This window comes from Thermodesulfobacteriota bacterium (genome assembly GCA_035325995.1).
Lineage (GTDB): Bacteria > Desulfobacterota_D > UBA1144 > Nemesobacterales > UBA2774 > JADLGH01.
Map to the genome: position 1 here is coordinate 152985 of DAOKYU010000007.1, position 17437 is coordinate 170421.

At 56.2% G+C, this 17437-nt stretch carries 19 protein-coding genes and 1 pseudogene; 11 read left to right on the forward strand and 9 right to left on the reverse strand.

Annotated elements, in window-relative coordinates:
- Positions 1-46: 46 nt before the first annotated feature.
- The gene (locus PKC29_10925) at positions 47-442 is read right to left on the reverse strand and encodes a hypothetical protein (GenBank protein ID HML95931.1); all 396 of its coding nucleotides are present in this window, start codon (positions 440-442) and stop codon (positions 47-49) included.
- 171 nt (positions 443-613) lie between these two features.
- Between PKC29_10925 and PKC29_10930 the strand changes: the two genes are divergently transcribed.
- Positions 614-1609, forward strand: coding sequence for an aldo/keto reductase (locus PKC29_10930; GenBank protein ID HML95932.1), 996 nt, complete (start codon positions 614-616; stop codon positions 1607-1609).
- Between the two features lie 6 nt (positions 1610-1615).
- Here the strand turns inward: PKC29_10930 and PKC29_10935 are convergent, their stop codons facing one another.
- The 8 genes and pseudogenes from PKC29_10935 to PKC29_10970 all read right to left on the reverse strand — a co-directional run bounded on the left by PKC29_10935 (position 1616) and on the right by PKC29_10970 (position 7821).
- Positions 1616-2272 carry an HAD family phosphatase gene (locus PKC29_10935; protein ID HML95933.1) on the reverse strand — a complete coding sequence of 219 codons (657 nt, stop codon included), beginning with the start codon at positions 2270-2272 and terminating at the stop codon, positions 1616-1618.
- Between the two features lie 184 nt (positions 2273-2456).
- Positions 2457-2768, reverse strand: coding sequence for a hypothetical protein (locus tag PKC29_10940; protein HML95934.1), 312 nt, complete (start codon positions 2766-2768; stop codon positions 2457-2459).
- Between the two features lie 151 nt (positions 2769-2919).
- Entirely contained in the window at positions 2920-3813 is an 894-nt protein-coding gene (locus PKC29_10945; protein ID HML95935.1) for a cation diffusion facilitator family transporter, read from the reverse strand.
- A 171-nt stretch (positions 3814-3984) separates the two neighbouring features.
- A pseudogene (locus tag PKC29_10950) lies at positions 3985-5271 on the reverse strand (malic enzyme-like NAD(P)-binding protein).
- A 65-nt stretch (positions 5272-5336) separates the two neighbouring features.
- Entirely contained in the window at positions 5337-5564 is a 228-nt protein-coding gene (locus tag PKC29_10955) for a zinc ribbon domain-containing protein (protein ID HML95936.1), read from the reverse strand.
- Positions 5565-5721: 157 nt separating this feature from the next.
- Positions 5722-6471 (reverse strand): 4'-phosphopantetheinyl transferase superfamily protein, encoded by a 750-nt coding sequence (locus PKC29_10960; protein HML95937.1) that lies wholly within the window; start codon positions 6469-6471, stop codon positions 5722-5724.
- A gap of 76 nt (positions 6472-6547) precedes the next feature.
- Positions 6548-7303 (reverse strand): cytochrome c biogenesis protein CcdA, encoded by a 756-nt coding sequence (locus tag PKC29_10965; GenBank protein HML95938.1) that lies wholly within the window; start codon positions 7301-7303, stop codon positions 6548-6550.
- The gene (locus PKC29_10970) at positions 7300-7821 is read right to left on the reverse strand and encodes a TlpA disulfide reductase family protein (protein HML95939.1); all 522 of its coding nucleotides are present in this window, start codon (positions 7819-7821) and stop codon (positions 7300-7302) included. Before PKC29_10970 ends, PKC29_10965 begins: the two co-directional genes overlap by 4 nt.
- 239 nt (positions 7822-8060) lie before the next feature.
- Here PKC29_10970 and PKC29_10975 point away from each other — a divergent pair, with 239 nt between their 5' ends.
- The 10 genes from PKC29_10975 (at position 8061) to PKC29_11020 (ending at position 17419) form a co-directional block, all read left to right on the forward strand.
- On the forward strand, positions 8061-8741 hold the full coding sequence (locus PKC29_10975) for an HAD family phosphatase (GenBank protein HML95940.1): 681 nt from the start codon (positions 8061-8063) through the stop codon (positions 8739-8741).
- 101 nt (positions 8742-8842) lie between these two features.
- Positions 8843-9925 (forward strand): sugar phosphate nucleotidyltransferase, encoded by a 1083-nt coding sequence (locus PKC29_10980; GenBank protein ID HML95941.1) that lies wholly within the window; start codon positions 8843-8845, stop codon positions 9923-9925.
- Positions 9926-10019: 94 nt separating this feature from the next.
- On the forward strand, positions 10020-10625 hold the full coding sequence (gene gmk, locus PKC29_10985; protein ID HML95942.1) for a guanylate kinase: 606 nt from the start codon (positions 10020-10022) through the stop codon (positions 10623-10625).
- A 6-nt stretch (positions 10626-10631) separates the two neighbouring features.
- Entirely contained in the window at positions 10632-12794 is a 2163-nt protein-coding gene (locus tag PKC29_10990; GenBank protein HML95943.1) for a bifunctional (p)ppGpp synthetase/guanosine-3',5'-bis(diphosphate) 3'-pyrophosphohydrolase, read from the forward strand.
- A gap of 96 nt (positions 12795-12890) precedes the next feature.
- Positions 12891-13826, forward strand: coding sequence for a signal peptidase I (gene lepB / locus PKC29_10995; protein HML95944.1), 936 nt, complete (start codon positions 12891-12893; stop codon positions 13824-13826).
- Between the two features lie 44 nt (positions 13827-13870).
- A complete protein-coding gene (locus tag PKC29_11000; protein HML95945.1) occupies positions 13871-14221 on the forward strand; it encodes a hypothetical protein in 351 nt (116 codons plus the stop codon).
- 18 nt (positions 14222-14239) lie between these two features.
- Complete coding sequence (pyrR, locus tag PKC29_11005; GenBank protein ID HML95946.1) at positions 14240-14773, forward strand: bifunctional pyr operon transcriptional regulator/uracil phosphoribosyltransferase PyrR; 534 nt, start codon at positions 14240-14242, stop codon at positions 14771-14773.
- The gene (locus PKC29_11010; GenBank protein ID HML95947.1) at positions 14774-15703 is read left to right on the forward strand and encodes an aspartate carbamoyltransferase catalytic subunit; all 930 of its coding nucleotides are present in this window, start codon (positions 14774-14776) and stop codon (positions 15701-15703) included.
- Positions 15700-16983, forward strand: coding sequence for a dihydroorotase (locus tag PKC29_11015; GenBank protein ID HML95948.1), 1284 nt, complete (start codon positions 15700-15702; stop codon positions 16981-16983). The genes PKC29_11010 and PKC29_11015 overlap by 4 nt, the downstream gene beginning before the upstream one ends.
- Before the next feature lie 283 nt (positions 16984-17266).
- Positions 17267-17419 (forward strand): hypothetical protein, encoded by a 153-nt coding sequence (locus tag PKC29_11020; protein ID HML95949.1) that lies wholly within the window; start codon positions 17267-17269, stop codon positions 17417-17419.
- Positions 17420-17437: the final 18 nt, after the last annotated feature.

A 17437-nucleotide genomic window follows, 5' to 3' on the forward strand; every position in this document is an offset into this window, starting at 1 on the left:
CCGTAGCCGCGGGGAACGCGGAACGGTCCCGGTTTTCAGGACGGGTCTATAGCAGAAGGGATGAGTCAGTGATTTCGAGCCCGGGGGGCGAGTGCTCCTTCGAGGCGACGTTCCTCGGCTCGAGAGGATCGCCCGGTGTAAAATCGAGCATGACTACGGGTATTGTGAAAACTACCGTTCTTACGGTGAAATTATTGTCTATAGAGGCGTTTACGAGGCTCTCGAAACAGCAGGACGAGGCCGAGTCTCCCGACTCACGGGAGATCGATGCTCCTTCCTCAGGCGCAGCTTTATCGGCCTCCCGGGCCATGCCGTGACAGCCGGGGTGTTGCGACTGCGCCTCTCCCGGTGCGGGCGCAGGGGATGCGAGCGCAACCGGCCTGAATCCGCTGTAGCAGACAAGGACTATTAATATGAGGGTGAGGCTTATGTATCTCGTCATCGCTTCTGGTTATAAAATACAACTTAAAAGCACGAAGTCAACGGCCTTGAAACTTGCCCGAATGGGGGAGCCCCGGCAGCGGGCGTTCGTTCAGGCGGCTCATGAGACAATAGCCGAAGCTTCGGTTAATCTACATTATTGCCACATATTAACGCGTCTGGGAGGCTCGGAATGGAATTTACCAAAATCAGCGGAACCGACATTGAATCTTCGAGAATAGGGCTCGGGTGCTGGGCGATAGGCGGCTGGCTTTGGGGCGGGAGCGAGGAGAGGGAGTCGATAGATACCATAATCTCGGCGCTGGACAGGGGGATAACCCTCATCGACACCGCGGCGATATACGGCTTCGGGAGGTCCGAGGAGATCGTAGGGAAGGCGATCGCGGAGTACGGAAACCGCGGGAAAATAATCCTCGCGACGAAAGCCGGGCTCGACTGGACATCCGGAAAGGTATACAGGAACTCTACGCGTGACCGCATAATGAAGGAGGTCGAGGATTCGCTTACGCGCCTCCGGACGGATTACATAGACATCTACCAGATACACTGGCCGGACTACGATACGCCGATAGAGGAAACCGCAAAGGCGATGAACGAGCTTTTCGAAAGGGGGGTCATTAAGGCCATAGGGGTCAGCAACTATTCCCCGGAGCAGATGGACGTATTCAGGAAAAATTCGCCCCTCCACACGTCGCAGCCCCCTTATAACCTTTTCGAGCGCGGTATAGAGGAAGACATCCTGCCCTACTGCGACGGCAACAAAATCACCATGCTCCTTTACGGCGCCATATGCAGGGGGCTCCTCAGCGGGAGGATGAACAAGGACACCCAATTCGAGGGCGACGACATACGAAAGGCTGATCCCAAGTTCGGCGAGCCGAGGTTTGCGCAGTACCTGGAGGCCGTGAGCCTCCTCGATGAATATGCCCGGAAGCACTACGGAAAGCGCGTCATACATCTGGCCGTAAGGTGGGTGCTCGACAAGGCGCCTTCGCACATAGCGCTATGGGGTGCGAGGCGTCCGTCGCAGCTCGACCCGGTCGGCGACATAACGGGCTGGTCGCTCAAGAACGAGGACTTCGAAGCTATAGATAGAATTCTCGAAGAGGCAATATCCGAACCCGTAGGGCCCGAGTTCATGGCCCCTCCCGAGCACGGGCCGGCGTGAGACGGGTCAATCCTTGTCGAGAGATTTTATCGTCCCGGGCGTAAGCTCACGGAGGCTGCCGAGTATGACATCCGCGCTCTCGAACTCCGCCGGGGTCAGTCTCTTGTCGGGTATGGCGATGCAGTACATACCCGCGCCCTTCGCCGACCTGAGACCGTTTATCGAATCCTCTATCGCAACGCATTCGGCGGGCTCGACGCCCAGCGTCTCCGCCGTGTGCACGTAGATGTCGGGGTGGGGCTTCCCGTTTCCGACGGAGTCGCCCGAGACTACGGCGAGGAAATGATCGCGGAGCGAGAACATGTCAAGGACGAAGTTTACGACCCTTAACGGAGAGCTCGACGCGACGGCAAGCCTGTAGCCCTCTTCGCCGAGCTGTTCGAGGAGGGGCGCCAGGGCCGGTATCACTTCGAGCTCTTTCTCGTATATGGACGTGAGTATGGAGATGCGCTCGTTTATTATTTCCTCGACGGTTTCTTCGAGGTCGAACGTATCGACGAGGAGCCTCCCGGAATCGCGCTGGTTGAGCCCCACTATTTTGTCCCTGTAGTCGGGGCTGTAATCTATGTTCCTCCTGGCCAGCAGTATCCTCTCGGTTTTTTCCCAGAGCGGCTCGCTGTCTATCATGACGCCGTCCATGTCGAATATCACTGCGTTTATCATAGAATGTCCGTCCCGGTCTCTGTTCGGGAATTCCCGGCGCCGGGTTTTGCAATGAGCCTACCCGGGGAATCACCCGCTAGAAAGTGTCGGACGGGCATCCGCCCTCATGCGGATGCCCCGAAAGAAGGTTGGAGAATCGGTATGACTTATATTTCTTTAAGCGCCGGCTTATGCGCGCCGTTCCTTAATCGAACGTAATCCCGAAATTGAGGTAGCCGCCGCTGGAAGGGCCGTAATAGCTCGGCCCGTAATAAACGGGAGGCGGGGCGTATACTACCGGCGGCGGGGCGTATACTACCGGAGGAGACGAATAGTATATGTAATTGCGCGGGCCGTAGGCATAGGGGCGATAATAACCCTTGTGGTGATGATGCTTTTTGTAGTAGCCGTGGTGGTGATGTTTATAGTGCCCACGTCCTTTCCGGGCCATGCCGTCGTCCGGCATTCCGAATACGAAGGCTATTAAAACTAAAAGGGGTATAAGTATTTTTTTCATGACTCATCTCCTTTTGCTTCATCCTATGTGTATATAAACCCGTTAACAAGGGTAAAGGTTGCGAAGCCTGAATCAAGCTTTTTTTACGCCTGGCAGGCCGGCCGGAAAGCGAGGGGATCGGTGAGGAGAAATTTTGTTTGATGGATTGTGGTTACGTTGTGATTTTGTCCGGGTCTACGTGTATCGTGACCTCGGAGCCGGGGACGTTATCCTTTATTTCCCTGACGATGTCCTCGGCAATCTCGTGGGATTTTACGAAAGTGAGGGTGTGGTCCATGACGACGTGGAACTCGACGAACTTGGCCTGTCCGGCGTTTCTCGTCCGGAGCTTGTGGAAGCTCCTGACCTCAGGCGCGTATTTCATTATCGACTTCTCTATCTCGTCTATGGTATCCGGGGGCAGCTCCCTGTCCATGAGTATGTCCACCGACTGGATGATTATGTCCTTGGAGGACCAGAATATGAGGGCCGCGATGACGATGGATATTATGGGGTCGATGAAGTAAAACCCCGTGAGCTTTATGATCACGAGCCCGGCGACCACCCCGGTGTTGGTGTATACGTCGACGCTGTAGTGAAGGCTGTCGGCCCCGAGGACGAGGCTCTCCGTTTCCTTCGCCACTTTTTTTATATACTTCGCGAGGAAGTAGCTTACGAAGATGGAAACGAATATGACGACGATCCCCCAGTCGACGGATACGAGCTCGCCGCCCTCCGTCAGCCTGACTATGGAGAGGTAAACCAGATAGAGGGCGGAAGACCATATCACGAAGGTTTGAAACAGCCCCGCGAGCCCCTCGGCCTTACCGTGGCCGAACCTGTGCTCGCTGTCGGCGGGCTTTTCGGATTTTTGTATGGAGAAGTAGTTTACGGACGACGTGATTATGTCGAGGAACGAATCCACCGCCGAGGCCAGTATGCTGATGGAATTCGTCAGTATGCCGACCACGATCTTTACTATTATCAGGGTGAAGGATACAGCTATGGATAAGACGGCGGTGCGAAGCTTTTTATCCTTGACGTGATTCTGGCAGCTCGAAAACAATGGTCCGTATCTCGCGCGGTTTTTTTCGGGGACGGAGGCGGGGAGTAATCTCCGTCCTCTGGCCGCGCAAGAGTATTCAAAGAGACAGCGCCGATGCACCGGTCCTTCGGTTTGGTCTTAGGCGGTACTCCATCTCTTGAGCTTTTCGTCAACCTTCCTCGAAAGGCTTTCCCTGTACTCTTCTATGTCGATTCGAATTCTCGATGCGCCGGTATGCATGGCCGTCTCAGCGACGGCGACGGACTCCCATACGAGCACCCTCGGATCGAACGGGCTCGGGACTATGTATTCCGGGCCGAATTCGAAGTTCTTTTTGCCGTAAGCCTTCGCGACGCTCTCGTCCGCCCCCGTCTTGGCGAGGTTGGCGAGCGAATGCGCGGCTGCCACCTTCATCTCTTCGTTTATGGCCTTGGCCCTTACGTCGAGCGCGCCCCTGAAGATAAAGGGGAACCCGAGCACGTTGTTGACCTGGTTCGGATAGTCGGACCTTCCGGTCGCCATTATGACGTCCTTCCTCGCGGCCTTTGCCTCGGGGTAGGAGATTTCGGGATCGGGGTTGGCCATGGCGAATATAATGGGCTTGTCGGCCATCGATTTGACCATGGCCTGCGTGACCATTCCGCCCTCGCTGAGGCCGACGAATACGTCGGCGCCCTTCATGGCGTCTCCGAGCGTCCTTGCGCTCGTATCGACGGCGAATCTCTCCTTCTGGGTATTCATGCCGGCTTCCCTTCCCTTGTAGATCACGCCGCGGCTGTCGCACATGACGATGTTTGCGCGCTTGGCCCCGAGCTGTATGAAGAACTCGGCGCAGGCTATGGCCGATGCGCCGGCGCCGTTAAACGTCATCCTGAGCTCGCTTATGTCCTTGCCGACGAGCTCGCACGCGTTTAAGAGCCCCGCGCCGGAAATGATGGCCGTTCCGTGCTGGTCGTCGTGGAATACCGGGATGTCGGTCTGCTTTCTGAGCTCGTCCTCGATGTAAAAGCACTCAGGAGCCTTTATGTCCTCGAGGTTTATGCCGCCGAATGTGGGCTCTAGGTATTTCACGGTCTTGATGATTTCGTCGGGGTCTTCGGTGTTTAATTCTATGTCGAATGCGTCGATGCCGGCGAATCTCTTGAAGAGGACGCTCTTACCTTCCATGACGGGCTTTCCGGCGAGCGCGCCTATCTTTCCGAGCCCGAGAACCGCGGTGCCGTTCGACACGACACCCACGAGGTTGCCCTTGTTCGTGTATTCGTACGCGAGATCGGGATCCCTGTAAATTTCCATGCAGGGCTCGGCCACACCGGGCGAATAGGCCAGGGACAGGTCCCACTGTGTGAGGCACGGCTTCGTCGGGACTACCTCTATCTTGCCTTTTCTTCCCACGCGGTGGTATTCGAGGGCGGCCTTCTTTATGTCCTGGTCCCTTTCTTTCTCGTTCTCGTTCTCATTCTCTGCCGAATTCGACATGTAATTAAAATCCTCCGTTTTGGTTCAGGGTTGTTGAGCCTGTATTTTTGTCGAGTTTATATGGCCTAGCTTCTCACGCCGCAGCCGCAGCCGGAATGCCCGCAGCCGCCGCTTCCGCCGACGCTCGTCGAAGGCGCTTGTGTTTCACCTTGGGATTTGACACCGAAAGAGGAAAACTGCTTCTCGATGTTGGAACCGTGGCACGAAAGACATGAAACGTCGTCGTCTTTGTTCAGCAACAACGCTTCGAATTCCTCATTACAATCGAGGCACCTGTATTCGTATATCGGCACGACTTGATTCCTCCGCACCTAAGAACTTGCAAGCATTATAGAATTATCTAAACACTAGTCAACCGGCGGTGCTTCCGGCAAGAGGGAAATGCCCCTCGTTTGTAGAAGGGAGATATTATAACAGGAATAAATGAGCGTGTTAAGGAGGATTTTAAGGTTATGAAAGACCGGCGGGAAAATCGAACTTTCTGACGTGATGGGCCTCGCCTTCGACCGCAACCGCCGCTACGTAGCCCCGGGGCCCGTCGATGCCAACGAGGGACAACGAGCCTCCGATGTTCACCGGTCTTCCGGGATCGAGCAGCCACCCTGCGGGCGGAGGCCCCGGGATCACGAGCCCTTTCCTCGTGAATACCCCGTACCCGCCGGCCTTTACCGACGCCTCCCTGAACGTCCAGAGCCTGAAGAAGGCCTCTCGTTTCAGCTCCTCGGGGCGGGAGCGGTAGAACTCTCCCTCCGTTTCGGTGAAAAAGCGCCTGATGACGTCTTCGGGTCTTCTGACCTCCCTCAGGTATTCGACGTCGATGCCGACCTCTTTCCCGGCCGCAACGGCATACATAGCCAGCTCGTGGGAGTGCGAGAGATTGAACGACACCGCCGGGGCATCGGCCCGTGCTTTAACGAAGGGCTTTCCCCCCTTTCCATAGCCGAGCTCTATGGCCCCGGGCTCTTCTCCCGTGTAGAGGGACAGAATGCGTCTCAGTATGCCGCGGGACGCTACGAACATATCCCTTCCGTTGCCCGGCCGGAGTTTCTCCGCCCGCGCGGATTCGTCCGGTGAGAGTACGCGCCTGAGCCGCTCGATCTCCTCGCCCGTGAATGCGAGCGGACGCGCCGTCCAGACGTGAATCTCGCTTTCGTCAAGGGCTGTCCGCGGCCGGAGTGATGAGACGGATTTTCTATTCACGTTAAAAAGGATACTATAGCCGAAACCGGTTTCTCAACCCGGGCCCCCGGAAGGACGGGCCCGTGGATATTTCGCCTCAGAAGGATTTCCAGAAGTCTATGCCCAGCGAGTCGAGAACCCTCTGGCCGTAAATGTTCAGGTAAAAGAGGGTGTTCGTGACCATGAGAAGACCGACCGCTACGAGCGTCCCGCCTACGACAATTTTATAGACGTTGTAATGCTTCTTTATCCAGCCGAAGGCCGTAAGCGCCTTCGATAGCGCGAGCCCGGTGATGATGAAGGGAAGGCCGAGGCCTATCGAGTATACGAACAGCAAAAGCGCTCCCTTTCCCGCGCCCTCGGCGGTGCTCGCGTAAAGGAGTATCGACGCGAGTATGGGCCCCACGCACGGGGTCCAGCCGAAGCCGAACGCTATGCCGAGGAGGAAGATACCGGCGTTCCCCATGTTGCCTCCGCCGACGTTGAGCCTCCTTTCCCTGTAGAGGAAGGGGACCTTGAGAAGGTCCATCGTGAAGAGGCCGAAGATTATTATTATCACGCCGGATATTCGGAGGAGAAGGACTTTGTTCTGATGAAGGAATGTCCCGAGGAACGAGGCCCCCGCGCCGAGCGAAACGAACACGCACGAGAACCCGAGCACGAAGAGGAGGCTCGGGACGAGTATTTTCGTCATCTTCCCTTCGGCCGCGCCGCCGGTGAGCTCCTCGAAAGACATCTTCGAGACCATCGAGACGTAGCCCGGGATGAGGGGCAGGACGCAGGGGGACAGGAACGATACGATCCCCGCGAGAAACGCTATGGCCCAGCTTACCTGTACTTCGGCGGGGTTCATTTAGACATCTCCGAGAGGATTTTTTTAAATTGCTTTTCCCCATCCTCGCCTACGAACGGGCCGTAGTTCTGGCGTATTATCTGCCCGTCCCCGTTTATGAAGAAGGTGGCGGGCAGGGCCACTACTCCGTACCTGCTCGACGCGTCGCCCGAGGGGTCGTGAAGGTTGAGGTAAGTGACGCCCTCCGACTCCACGAATTTTTCGGCGTTTTTCTTGTCGTCCATGACGTCTATGCCTACGAATACGACGCCCTTGCCCTCGTATTCCTTCCAGCTCTTTTCGAACAGGGGTATCTCTTCCTTGCACGGGCCGCACCACGAGGCCCAGAAGTTGAGCACCACGGGCTTGCCCCTGAAATCCGAAAGGCTCACTTTTTTGCTCCCGTCTATGGTCGAAAGTGTGAAATCAGCCGCCTTCGGAAGCTTCGAATCGGAAATCGGCTCTCCATCCTTTTCGCACGCCGCGAGCGCCGCTGCCAGAAGAACGGCCGACAAGAGCGGGAGAAAGAGTTTCTTCATTTTGTCTCCTTGGTAATATCCGCGTAATCTCCGGCGGGGTTAAAATAATATACCATTCAATATTTTTTTTGAGCCGGAAAATTAGAAATTAGTGCGAATGCGTTTCCTATCGCGCTGGTTCCGCACGTCCGTCCGTGGGGTTAGATAACCGCCGGAGAGCGTTTATACTAATCGGGCTTATGGCCCGCGTCCGTGGGGGGCCGTGCCGTGCGTGTCAAAATAAGGGGGCTTTATATTATATGCTGAAGGCCGTGATTTTCGATTTCGACGGGGTTATAGCGAATACGGAGCCGGTGCATCTCCGGGCGTTTCAAAGGGCACTCGCCGGGGAGGGAGTCGAGCTTACCGAAGAGGATTACTACGCGAATTACCTCGCATACGACGACAGGACGCTTTTCGTGAGGCTCTACGATGACAGGGGGCTCGAAATGGAAAGCGCCCTCCTGGCCGCTCTTATGGAGCGTAAGTCCCTCAATTACGACGAGATGATCGAAGGGAATATAGAGCTTCTGCCGGGTGCGGTGGATTTCATAAAGTCCCTCGGGGGAAAATACAGGCTGGCGATAGGGTCGGGGGCTCTCGAAGCCGAGATCATGAACGTTCTCGACTTCGCCGGTATAAGGGACATCTTCGAAGTGATTGTCGGGGCCGACCGGATAGCGAACTGTAAGCCCGCGCCCGACGTTTACCTGGAAGCGCTCAGGTGTCTTAACGCCCTCCCCGGAGAGGGCGGTGAAATAGCCCCGGCCGAGTGCCTGGTCATAGAGGATTCGGTCTCGGGTATAAAGGCCGCGCTGGCCGCCGGGATGAAGTGCCTCGCGGTTACGAATTCCTATTCCGAGGCCGAGCTCGGTGAGGCGCATGCCGTAAAGCCCGGGCTCGCGGGGCTCGACCCCGGAATCCTCGGGAAATTATTTTGACCGGGCGTCTCCGGCTAACCGCCCAGAGCATCCTTTAAAGCTCTATTTCGGCCCCCGGATTGAGAATCTTTCCAAGTACAATTACTATTAACCGCGTGGATATGTATGCGCTGATAATGGCAGGCGGCGAGGGGAAGCGGTTCTGGCCCCTCAGCAGCCGCGAAAAGCCGAAGCAGTTCCTTACGCTTACGGGCGGGAAGTCGCTCATACGGGAGACCGTGGACAGGGTCCTCCCGCTCGTACCCATAGAAAGGATATTCATAGTCACCGTCGAGAAATACAGGGACGAGACGATGAAGCACATTCCGGAGCTTCCCAAAGATAATCTCGTTCTCGAGCCCGAGGGGAAGAACACGGCCCCGTGCATCGCGTACGGGACTCTCAGGATCGAAAAGAAGGCCGGCGAGGCGGTCGTCGTCGTTCTGCCGGCGGACCACGCCGTGGGCGACGACGAGGGGTTCAGGGACTCGATAAAATTCGCCGCCGGGGCGGCGGGCGTAAGGCTCGGGGACGGGAGGTATCCGATAATCACCCTCGGCGTGACGCCGACCTCCCCCGAAACCGGGTACGGCTACATAAAGGCCGGTAAGGACGTCATCGAGTCCGGGGATAATCTCAGGGCGCTTAACGTAATAAGGTTCAGCGAGAAGCCCGACCACGAAACGGCCCTCGCGTTTTTAAGGGAGGGTGGTTACTACTGGAACTCGGGCGTCTTCGTATGGAAGACGTCTTCCATAATCTCCGAGTTCGGGGAGATTCTCCCCGAGTGGCACGCGAGGTTCGAGGAGCTCGCGCAGTGGCTCTACAGCTCGTCCGAAAAGGGGGCCGCGGCAGAGTTTTACGGCTCGATCGAAGCGGGCTCCATAGACAAGCTCATCCTGGAGCACTCGTCGCACACGGCCGTCGTTCCCGTGAGCTTCCCCTGGAGCGACGTCGGGAGCTGGAAGGCGCTCGACGAGTATCTTCGTGACGGGGAAGAGGCCAACGTCACGCGGGGTAACGTGATTTCCATTGGCTCCTCGGGCTGCCTCGCCATAGGCGGCAAGAGGCCGGTGGCGATCGTCGGGCTCAGGGACGTCGTGGTGGTCGATTCCGAGGAGGGGATACTCGTCCTCGACAAGGAGAAATCCCAGGACGTCCGGCTCGTCCCGGATGTGCTCGAAAAGGGCCCCCGGGATTCATAGACGCGCGTCTATCGAAAATTGATAAATTTCCTTCGTTATCCTACAATTAAGGACAGCCAGGAATCCATTAAATCTAGACCGGATAAGAGAGAGAATGAGAGAGGGAATTCTGTTTATAGTTTCCGGCCCGTCCGGGGGAGGCAAGACTTCACTCGTGAAAGAGGCGCTCGGGCGCATACGGAACCTGACGTTTTCGGTTTCCGTTACGACGAGGAAGCCGAGGGACGGCGAGGTCGACGGGAAGGATTACACGTTCGTCAGCGAAGAAGCCTTCGGGGAGATGATCAAAGAGGGCAGGTTCGCCGAATATGCAAATGTTCACGGTAACTTGTACGGCACTCCGCTCGCCGAGCTCGAAAATGCGCGGAAGTCGGGCGTGGACATGATACTCGACATAGATATTCAAGGCGCAAGGCAGATAAAGCAAAAGTACGGGGCAGGGGTGTTTTGCTTCGTCCTTCCGTCTTCGTTCGGGATATTGAAGGAAAGGCTCACCGAGAGGGGGAGCGAGAAGACCGGGGACCTCGAGAAACGTCTCACCGAGGCGAAAAGGGAGATGGAAGAGATAAACAACTATGATTATATTATTATTAACGACTCGTTTGACGAGGCCTTCGACTGCCTTTCGGCGGTCATAAAATCGGCCAGGTGCGAGTATTCGAGGGCGGCGGAGAGGATAGGGAAGGATTACTTCGCCTGACGACACATGATAAGACTTAACGACATAATAGAGAGGGTTAACGCCTATCTCTACCTGAGCGATGCGGACGTCGAGCTCCTGAAAAAGGCGTACGTCTACTCGGCCAAGGTGCACGCCGGCCAGACGCGGAGCTCTGGGGAGCCGTACCTGAGCCATCCCCTGGAAGTGAGCTGGATACTGGCGGAGATGAAGCTCGACGTGTCGTCCATAGTCACGGGCCTCCTCCACGATACGGTGGAGGATACGCTCGCGACGCCCGAGGAGATAGAGACCCTCTTCGGGAGCGAGATAGCCTTTCTCGTGGACGGCGTGACAAAGATAAGCCAGCTCCCCTACACCACCAAGATCGAGCGGCAGGCCGAGGGGTTCCGTAAGCTCATACTCGCCACGGCCAAGGACATAAGGGTAGTTCTCATAAAGCTCGCCGACAGGCTCCACAACATGCGGACGCTCGAATACCTGCCCGAGGACAGGCAGAAGAGCATAGCCAAGGAGACGTTCGACATATACGCCCCGCTGGCCCACAGGCTCGGCATGAGCTGGGTGACGCAGGAGCTGGAGGACCTTTCCTTTAAATTCCTCAATCCCGGCGAATATCAGAAGCTGGCGAAGCTGATAACCGACAGGAAGGAAGAGTGGGAGCAGCACGTAGACGAGATAAAGGCGCTCATAGCCAATAAGCTCGCAGAGTTCGACATACACGCCGAAGTCACCGGAAGATTCAAGCACGTATACGGCATTTACAGGAAGATGCAGATCCAGAACCTTGAGTTCGACAGCGTCTACGACGTAATCGCCTTCAGGATCATCACAGACTCGCTAAGGGAATGTTACGAGGCGCTCGGAGCCGTTCACTCGGCGTGGAAGCCCGTCCCCGGGAGGTTCAAGGACTACATCGCACTCCCCAAGGGGAACGGCTACCAGTCGCTCCATACTACCGTCATCGGCCCGTTCGGGGAGAGAATGGAGATACAGATAAGGACGAGGGATATGCACACCGTGGCCGAATACGGAGTCGCGTCACACTGGAAATATAAGGAAGGCAGGCTCGACAGCAACGGCAAGTACGATATCTATACGACCCTGAGACATCTTCTCGAATGGAAGGACATAAAGGACCCGACGGAGTACATGGAGGCCATAAAGGGCGAGCTCATATCGGATGTCGTATACGTCTTTACGCCGAGGGGTGATCTGATGGAGCTCCCGAGCGGCGCGACGCCCGTGGACTTTGCCTACGCCGTTCACACCGAGGTCGGGAACAGGTGCATGAGGGCCATGGTGGGCGGGAAGCTCGTGCCCCTCAGTCATCAGTTAAAGACGGGCGACACGGTCGAGATAGTCACCTCGAACGACAAGCACCCGAACAGGGACTGGCTCAAGTTCGTCGTCACGTCGCGGGCGAAGACGAAGATACGCGCCTGGCTCAGGAACGAGGAGAGGACGCAGTCCGAGATAGTCGGCAAGTCCATATGCGAGAGGAAGTTCAAGCAGCACGGGCTCGATTTCGGCGCCATGCTGAAGAACGGCGAGCTTGCGGACGCCCTCGCCGAGTTCAAGCTGAAGGACGAAAAGGAGCTCTACCTCGGAGTCGGCTACGGCAAGATTTCGGCAAACGATTTCTTAAAGAGGGTTCTCCCGACGGACAAGCTCGAAACGCCGCCCGAAAAAAAATCGCGGATGGAGAAGATTATCAGGACGATAACCGGCACGTCCGAGAACGGCGTCCTGATAAACGGCTACAACGACGTCATGATAAGGTTCGCGAATTGCTGCTCGCCGCTCCCGGGCGAGCCGATCACGGGATACATAACCAGGGGGAAGGGCATCACCATCCACAAGAGCGACTGCCCTAGGCTCCTGGACGTGGACGACGCACGGAGGATAGAGGTCGAGTGGGACAAGAACTTCAAGGTCCAGCGCCCGGCGAGAATCGTGGTCAAGTGCGTAGACCGCCCGGGCATTTTGTCGAACATAACGAGCTCGTTCTCGTCTTCGGACGTAAACATCTCCAAGGCCGAGATACATTCTACCGACGTGGACACCGCCGTCGGAACGTTCGACGTCGTCGTCACGGACCTCGACCAGCTCGAGAACGTCATGAAGTCGATAAGACAGGTGGACGGCGTCCGGTCCGTCGAGAGGCTCCTCGAATGGGAAAGGCCGTAAATACCGCCCGTTCCGCACCACCAACGATGCCGGCCGCTGTATCTAACCGTTTATATTGAAAGAACCTTTTTCACCGTTTATACTCAAACCTCAATCATGCTCGGTCTATGGTCGCGGGACGCGAAAGTAAGGAATAAAGCGAAGCAGTCTCTTTCTCAAGCCAAATCGTTATTAAGCAAGAACAAGCCGAAGATAAGCCCGGAAGCCGCGGCCGTCGTGGAGGGCAGGATAACGGCCCTCGAATCGGCGCTTGCGGGCGGGAACACCGAAGAGACAAGGCGGAGGACGGCGGAGCTCGATGGGGCCTCGCACGATTACCTTTCGAAGTTCGCCAAGTCGAAGCTCCGGCAGAACGTCGAGGCGCTCGTACTGGCCGTGGGGCTCGCGCTCATCATAAGGACTTTTCTCTTCCAGCCGTTCAAGATACCGTCTGGCTCGATGATCCCGACCCTCCTCGTTGGCGATCATCTCCTCGTCAACAAGTTCGTATACGGAACGCGGATTCCCCTTACGGGCATAACGGTCATGCCGTTCGAGGAGATAAAGCGCGGCGACGTCATAGTGTTCACCTACCCCAACCCTGAAAAAGACCCGTCCAAGGACGATATGTATTATATCAAGCGCGTCGTCGGCGTCCCGGGGGACAGCATAGACATAAACGGCAGGCAGCTCGTAATAAACGGACAGCCCGTGCCGCTCGAATACGAGGGCGATTACGTCGACGAAAGGAGCGGCGAGAAGCTCGACGAGTACGTCGAGGACCTCTCCGGCCACAAGCACGATGCGATATTCAGGCAGGGTAAAGAGACGACCAACAAGGGGAGCTTCATCCCGGTCGGGGAGGTTCCCGAGGGGCACGTCTTCGTCATGGGCGACAACAGGGACAACAGCCAGGACAGCAGGTTCTGGGGCTTCGTGCCCGTCGAGAACATAGCCGGGAAGGCCATACTCATTCACTGGTCGTGGGATTTCCAGAACCCGGACTTCCTCAACAAAGTAAGGTGGAGCAGGATCCTGCAGGGTATAGAATAAAGACGTTTAAAATCGGCCCGGACGCGAAGGGGGGAGCAACATAAATGAAAAGCTTATCTTCCGTATTCTGGATTCTGGTCGTCGTCATTTTATTCTACGTCGGATTCAAAATCGTCCCCATATACTACAAGGGCATATTCGGCATAAGGGGCGTATGCAAGGAGAACGCCGACGTCTACCACAAATGGGGAAAGAACTACGTCGTAAACGATATCTCCGAGAAGCTGAGAAGGATGGGCATACCGGAGGACAAGAGCGATTTCACTATAGACCGGACGGACGACAGCGTCGTCATATGGATCTACTATACCGACGACGCCAACTTCCTCGACCGTTACACGAAGCACTTCGAGTTCGAGTACGAGTGCGAGGGCGTCCTGAAGTCGGTATATTAGGGATAGGGGGTACACGAGATGGCCGATAAGGTAGTCATGGATTCCGATTCCATAAACCGCACGATATCGAGGATCGTGAACCAGATCCTCGAAAGGAACAACGGGGCCGCCGACGTCGTAATCGTCGGCATAAGGACGAGAGGGATACACATAGCGACCCGCATCGCGAACGAGATAGAGAAGCTCGAAGGCATAAAGCCCGAGATGGGTACGCTCGACATCACGCTTTACAGGGACGATCTCCGGCAGAAGACGGAATGGCCCAAGGTCGAAAGGACCGAGGTGCCGTTCGACCTCGACGACAAGAAGGTAATACTAGTAGACGACGTCATATTCACCGGCAGGACGACCAGGGCCGCGATCGAGGCCATAATGGACTTCGGCAGGCCGTCGTCCATACAGGTCGTAACGCTCATAGACAGGGGCCACAGGGAGCTCCCCATACAGCCCGACTATACGGGACTCAAACTAAATACGCTTAGCTCCGAGACCGTCAGGGTTCATCTAAAGGAAGCCGACGGAAAGGACGAAGTCGTCGTGGTGAAACAATAAATGGCATTCGAAAGAAAACACATACTGGGGTTAGAGGAGCTGACGGCCGAGGAGATAACACTCGTCCTCGACACGGCCGAATCCATGAGGGAAGTTTCGGACAGGGACGTGAAGAAGGTCCCGGCTCTAAGGGGCGTCACGGTATGCAACCTCTTCTTCGAGCCGAGCACAAGGACGCGCTCGTCGTTCGAGATAGCCGAAAAGAGGCTTAGCGCGGACGTACTCAACTTCACGACCATACACAGCAGCGTCGTAAAGGGCGAGACCCTCCTCGACACCGCGCGTAACCTCGAGGCCATGGGCGCGAGCATGATAGTAATCCGGCACCCGATGTCGGGGGCGCCGTGGCTCCTCGCGAAGGAGCTAAACTCGTCGATCATCAACGCCGGGGACGGATGGCACGAGCATCCGAGCCAGGGCCTTCTCGACCTCTTCACGATAAGGCGTTTCAAGGGCCGGATAGAGGGGCTCAAGATCGCGATAGTCGGCGACATACTCCACAGCCGCGTCGCACGGTCCGACATCTGGGGGTTCACCAAATTAGGAGCCGAAGTGAGGGTAGTCGGTCCGCCGACCCTCATACCTAAATATATAGAGGAAATTAACGTTAAGCCTCACTACAACCTCGAGGACGCCATACGGGACGCCGACGTAGTGATAATGCTCCGCATACAGAGGGAAAGGCAGGACTCCGAATTCTTCCCGTCGCTTAGGGAATATTCCAGGTTCTACGGCCTCACGCGGGAAAAGCTCAAGGTCGCCGCGCCGGACGTCACGATCATGCACCCGGGGCCGATAAACAGGGGCGTCGAGCTTTCGTCCGACATAGCCGACGGCGCCGAGGCCGTCATACTGGAGCAGGTGTCGAACGGCATAGCAGTGAGAATGGCGATGTTTTATCTCGTCGCTTCAGCAAGGAGAACTTCGTGAAATTACTGATAAAGGGCGGGCGCGTGATAGACCCGGCGTCCGGCAAGGATAAAAAGGGCAACGTTTACATCGAGGACGGGAAGATCAAGTCCCACCCGGCGGATACGAAGAAGATCGAAGGCGAGAAGGGCGTCGAGGTGATAGACGCGAAAGGAAAAATAGTCGCCCCCGGGCTCGTAGATATACACGTACACCTCCGCGAGCCGGGCTTCGAGCACAAGGAAACGATAAAAACGGGCTGCGAGTCCGCGGCCGCGGGCGGATTCACGTCCATCGTATGCATGCCGAACACGAACCCGATAAACGACAACGCCTCCGTCACCGAGTACATAATGCTCAAGGCGAGGACCGAGGGCATAGTGAACGTCTTCCCCATAGGGGCGATAACCAAGGGCGAGAAGGGCGAGACCCTGGCCCAGATAGGCGAGATGTACGAGGCCGGGTGCGTCGGCATATCCGACGACGGGATGCCCGTCATGAACTCCAAGGTCATGCGCCACGCGATGGAGTACGTGAAGGCGTTCGGCATACCCGTGCTCACGCACGCCGAGGACAAGGACCTCTCGGGCCACGGGGTTATGAACGAGGGCGACACCTCGACACTCCTCGGCCTGGGCGGAATACCGTCGGCCTCCGAGGACGTCATGGTCTCACGCGACATAACCCTGGCCGAGCTTACGGGGACCCACCTCCACGTCTGCCACGTTTCGACGGCAGGGGCGGTCAGGCTCATAAGGGCCGCGAAGAAGAGGGGCGTCCGGGTTACGGCCGAGGCCGCGCCGCATCACTTTACGCTCACGGACAGGGCAGTCGCCGAGTACGACACTAACGCCAAGATGAACCCGCCTCTCCGGCGGGAGGCCGACAGGGCCGCCCTGATCGAAGGGCTCCAGGACGGCACGATAGACGCCATTGCGACAGACCACGCACCCCATAGCGAGGACGAGAAGAAGGTGGAGTTCGACCTCGCTCCGTTCGGGATAGTCGGCCTCGAAACGTCGCTCCCGCTTTCGCTCAAGCTCGTCGAGGACGGGATACTCACGCTTCAGGAGATGATAGAGAAGATGACCTCGGTACCCTCACGGATACTCAATCTCGGGAGGGGGACACTCGAAGCCGGGGCCCCGGGGGACGTCGTCATATTCGACGCCGACGCGCCCGTGAAGATAGACAGGACGAAGTTCCGCTCGAAGAGTAAGAACACACCGTTTAACGGTTGGGATTTAAAGGGCAGGGTGCTTTATACGATAGTCGGGGGGAAGGTGGTTTACCGCGGGTGAGATAAAAGAACACAGTAACTTTAATGATTTTCGGATTAGGTGAATCCACATTTAAGAAGCGATGAATCACTTTTATATATAAAATCCACTATTATGTGAAAAGGAGATCAGCAAATAAATATATAAATCATATTTGCCACTTCCCTAAGCGTCGATTATGTGCCATTATTAGACTTTGACCTGTATTCACAAAACTATCAATCTTCTTTGGGTTCGTTAAATTTTCAGATATAAATAATTCACGATATCTAGTAATCGTCAATGAAAATTGGAGATATTACAAATGGCAATTGAAGATTTAGAGACCGAAGAGTTAGAAACAGAAGTAGACGAAACTCAGGAAGACGAAGTTTTGGTGAGATACGATATTGCAACTTATCCTTCGGATTTTACTTTGAAGGTGACCTTCCCCCCTTTTTTATACCACAGCAAATGAGAGTTTCCCGTTCATTTT

What these genes read in the sequence shown, in the direction of transcription:
- PKC29_10980 (HML95941.1), top strand. Translation starts at nt 8,843, where the DNA reads ATGTATGCGCTGATAATGGCAGGCGGCGAGGGGAAGCGGTTCTGGCCC.
- PKC29_11010 (HML95947.1), top strand. Translation starts at nt 14,774, where the DNA reads ATGGCATTCGAAAGAAAACACATACTGGGGTTAGAGGAGCTGACGGCC.
- PKC29_10975 (HML95940.1), top strand. Translation starts at nt 8,061, where the DNA reads ATGCTGAAGGCCGTGATTTTCGATTTCGACGGGGTTATAGCGAATACG.
- PKC29_11020 (HML95949.1), top strand. Translation starts at nt 17,267, where the DNA reads ATGGCAATTGAAGATTTAGAGACCGAAGAGTTAGAAACAGAAGTAGAC.
- PKC29_10940 (HML95934.1), bottom strand. Translation starts at nt 2,768, where the DNA reads ATGAAAAAAATACTTATACCCCTTTTAGTTTTAATAGCCTTCGTATTC.
- PKC29_10965 (HML95938.1), bottom strand. Translation starts at nt 7,303, where the DNA reads ATGAACCCCGCCGAAGTACAGGTAAGCTGGGCCATAGCGTTTCTCGCG.
- PKC29_11000 (HML95945.1), top strand. Translation starts at nt 13,871, where the DNA reads ATGAAAAGCTTATCTTCCGTATTCTGGATTCTGGTCGTCGTCATTTTA.
- PKC29_10935 (HML95933.1), bottom strand. Translation starts at nt 2,272, where the DNA reads ATGATAAACGCAGTGATATTCGACATGGACGGCGTCATGATAGACAGC.
- lepB (HML95944.1), top strand. Translation starts at nt 12,891, where the DNA reads ATGCTCGGTCTATGGTCGCGGGACGCGAAAGTAAGGAATAAAGCGAAG.
- PKC29_10930 (HML95932.1), top strand. Translation starts at nt 614, where the DNA reads ATGGAATTTACCAAAATCAGCGGAACCGACATTGAATCTTCGAGAATA.
- gmk (HML95942.1), top strand. Translation starts at nt 10,020, where the DNA reads ATGAGAGAGGGAATTCTGTTTATAGTTTCCGGCCCGTCCGGGGGAGGC.
- PKC29_10990 (HML95943.1), top strand. Translation starts at nt 10,632, where the DNA reads ATGATAAGACTTAACGACATAATAGAGAGGGTTAACGCCTATCTCTAC.
- pyrR (HML95946.1), top strand. Translation starts at nt 14,240, where the DNA reads ATGGCCGATAAGGTAGTCATGGATTCCGATTCCATAAACCGCACGATA.
- PKC29_10925 (HML95931.1), bottom strand. Translation starts at nt 442, where the DNA reads ATGACGAGATACATAAGCCTCACCCTCATATTAATAGTCCTTGTCTGC.
- PKC29_10970 (HML95939.1), bottom strand. Translation starts at nt 7,821, where the DNA reads ATGAAGAAACTCTTTCTCCCGCTCTTGTCGGCCGTTCTTCTGGCAGCG.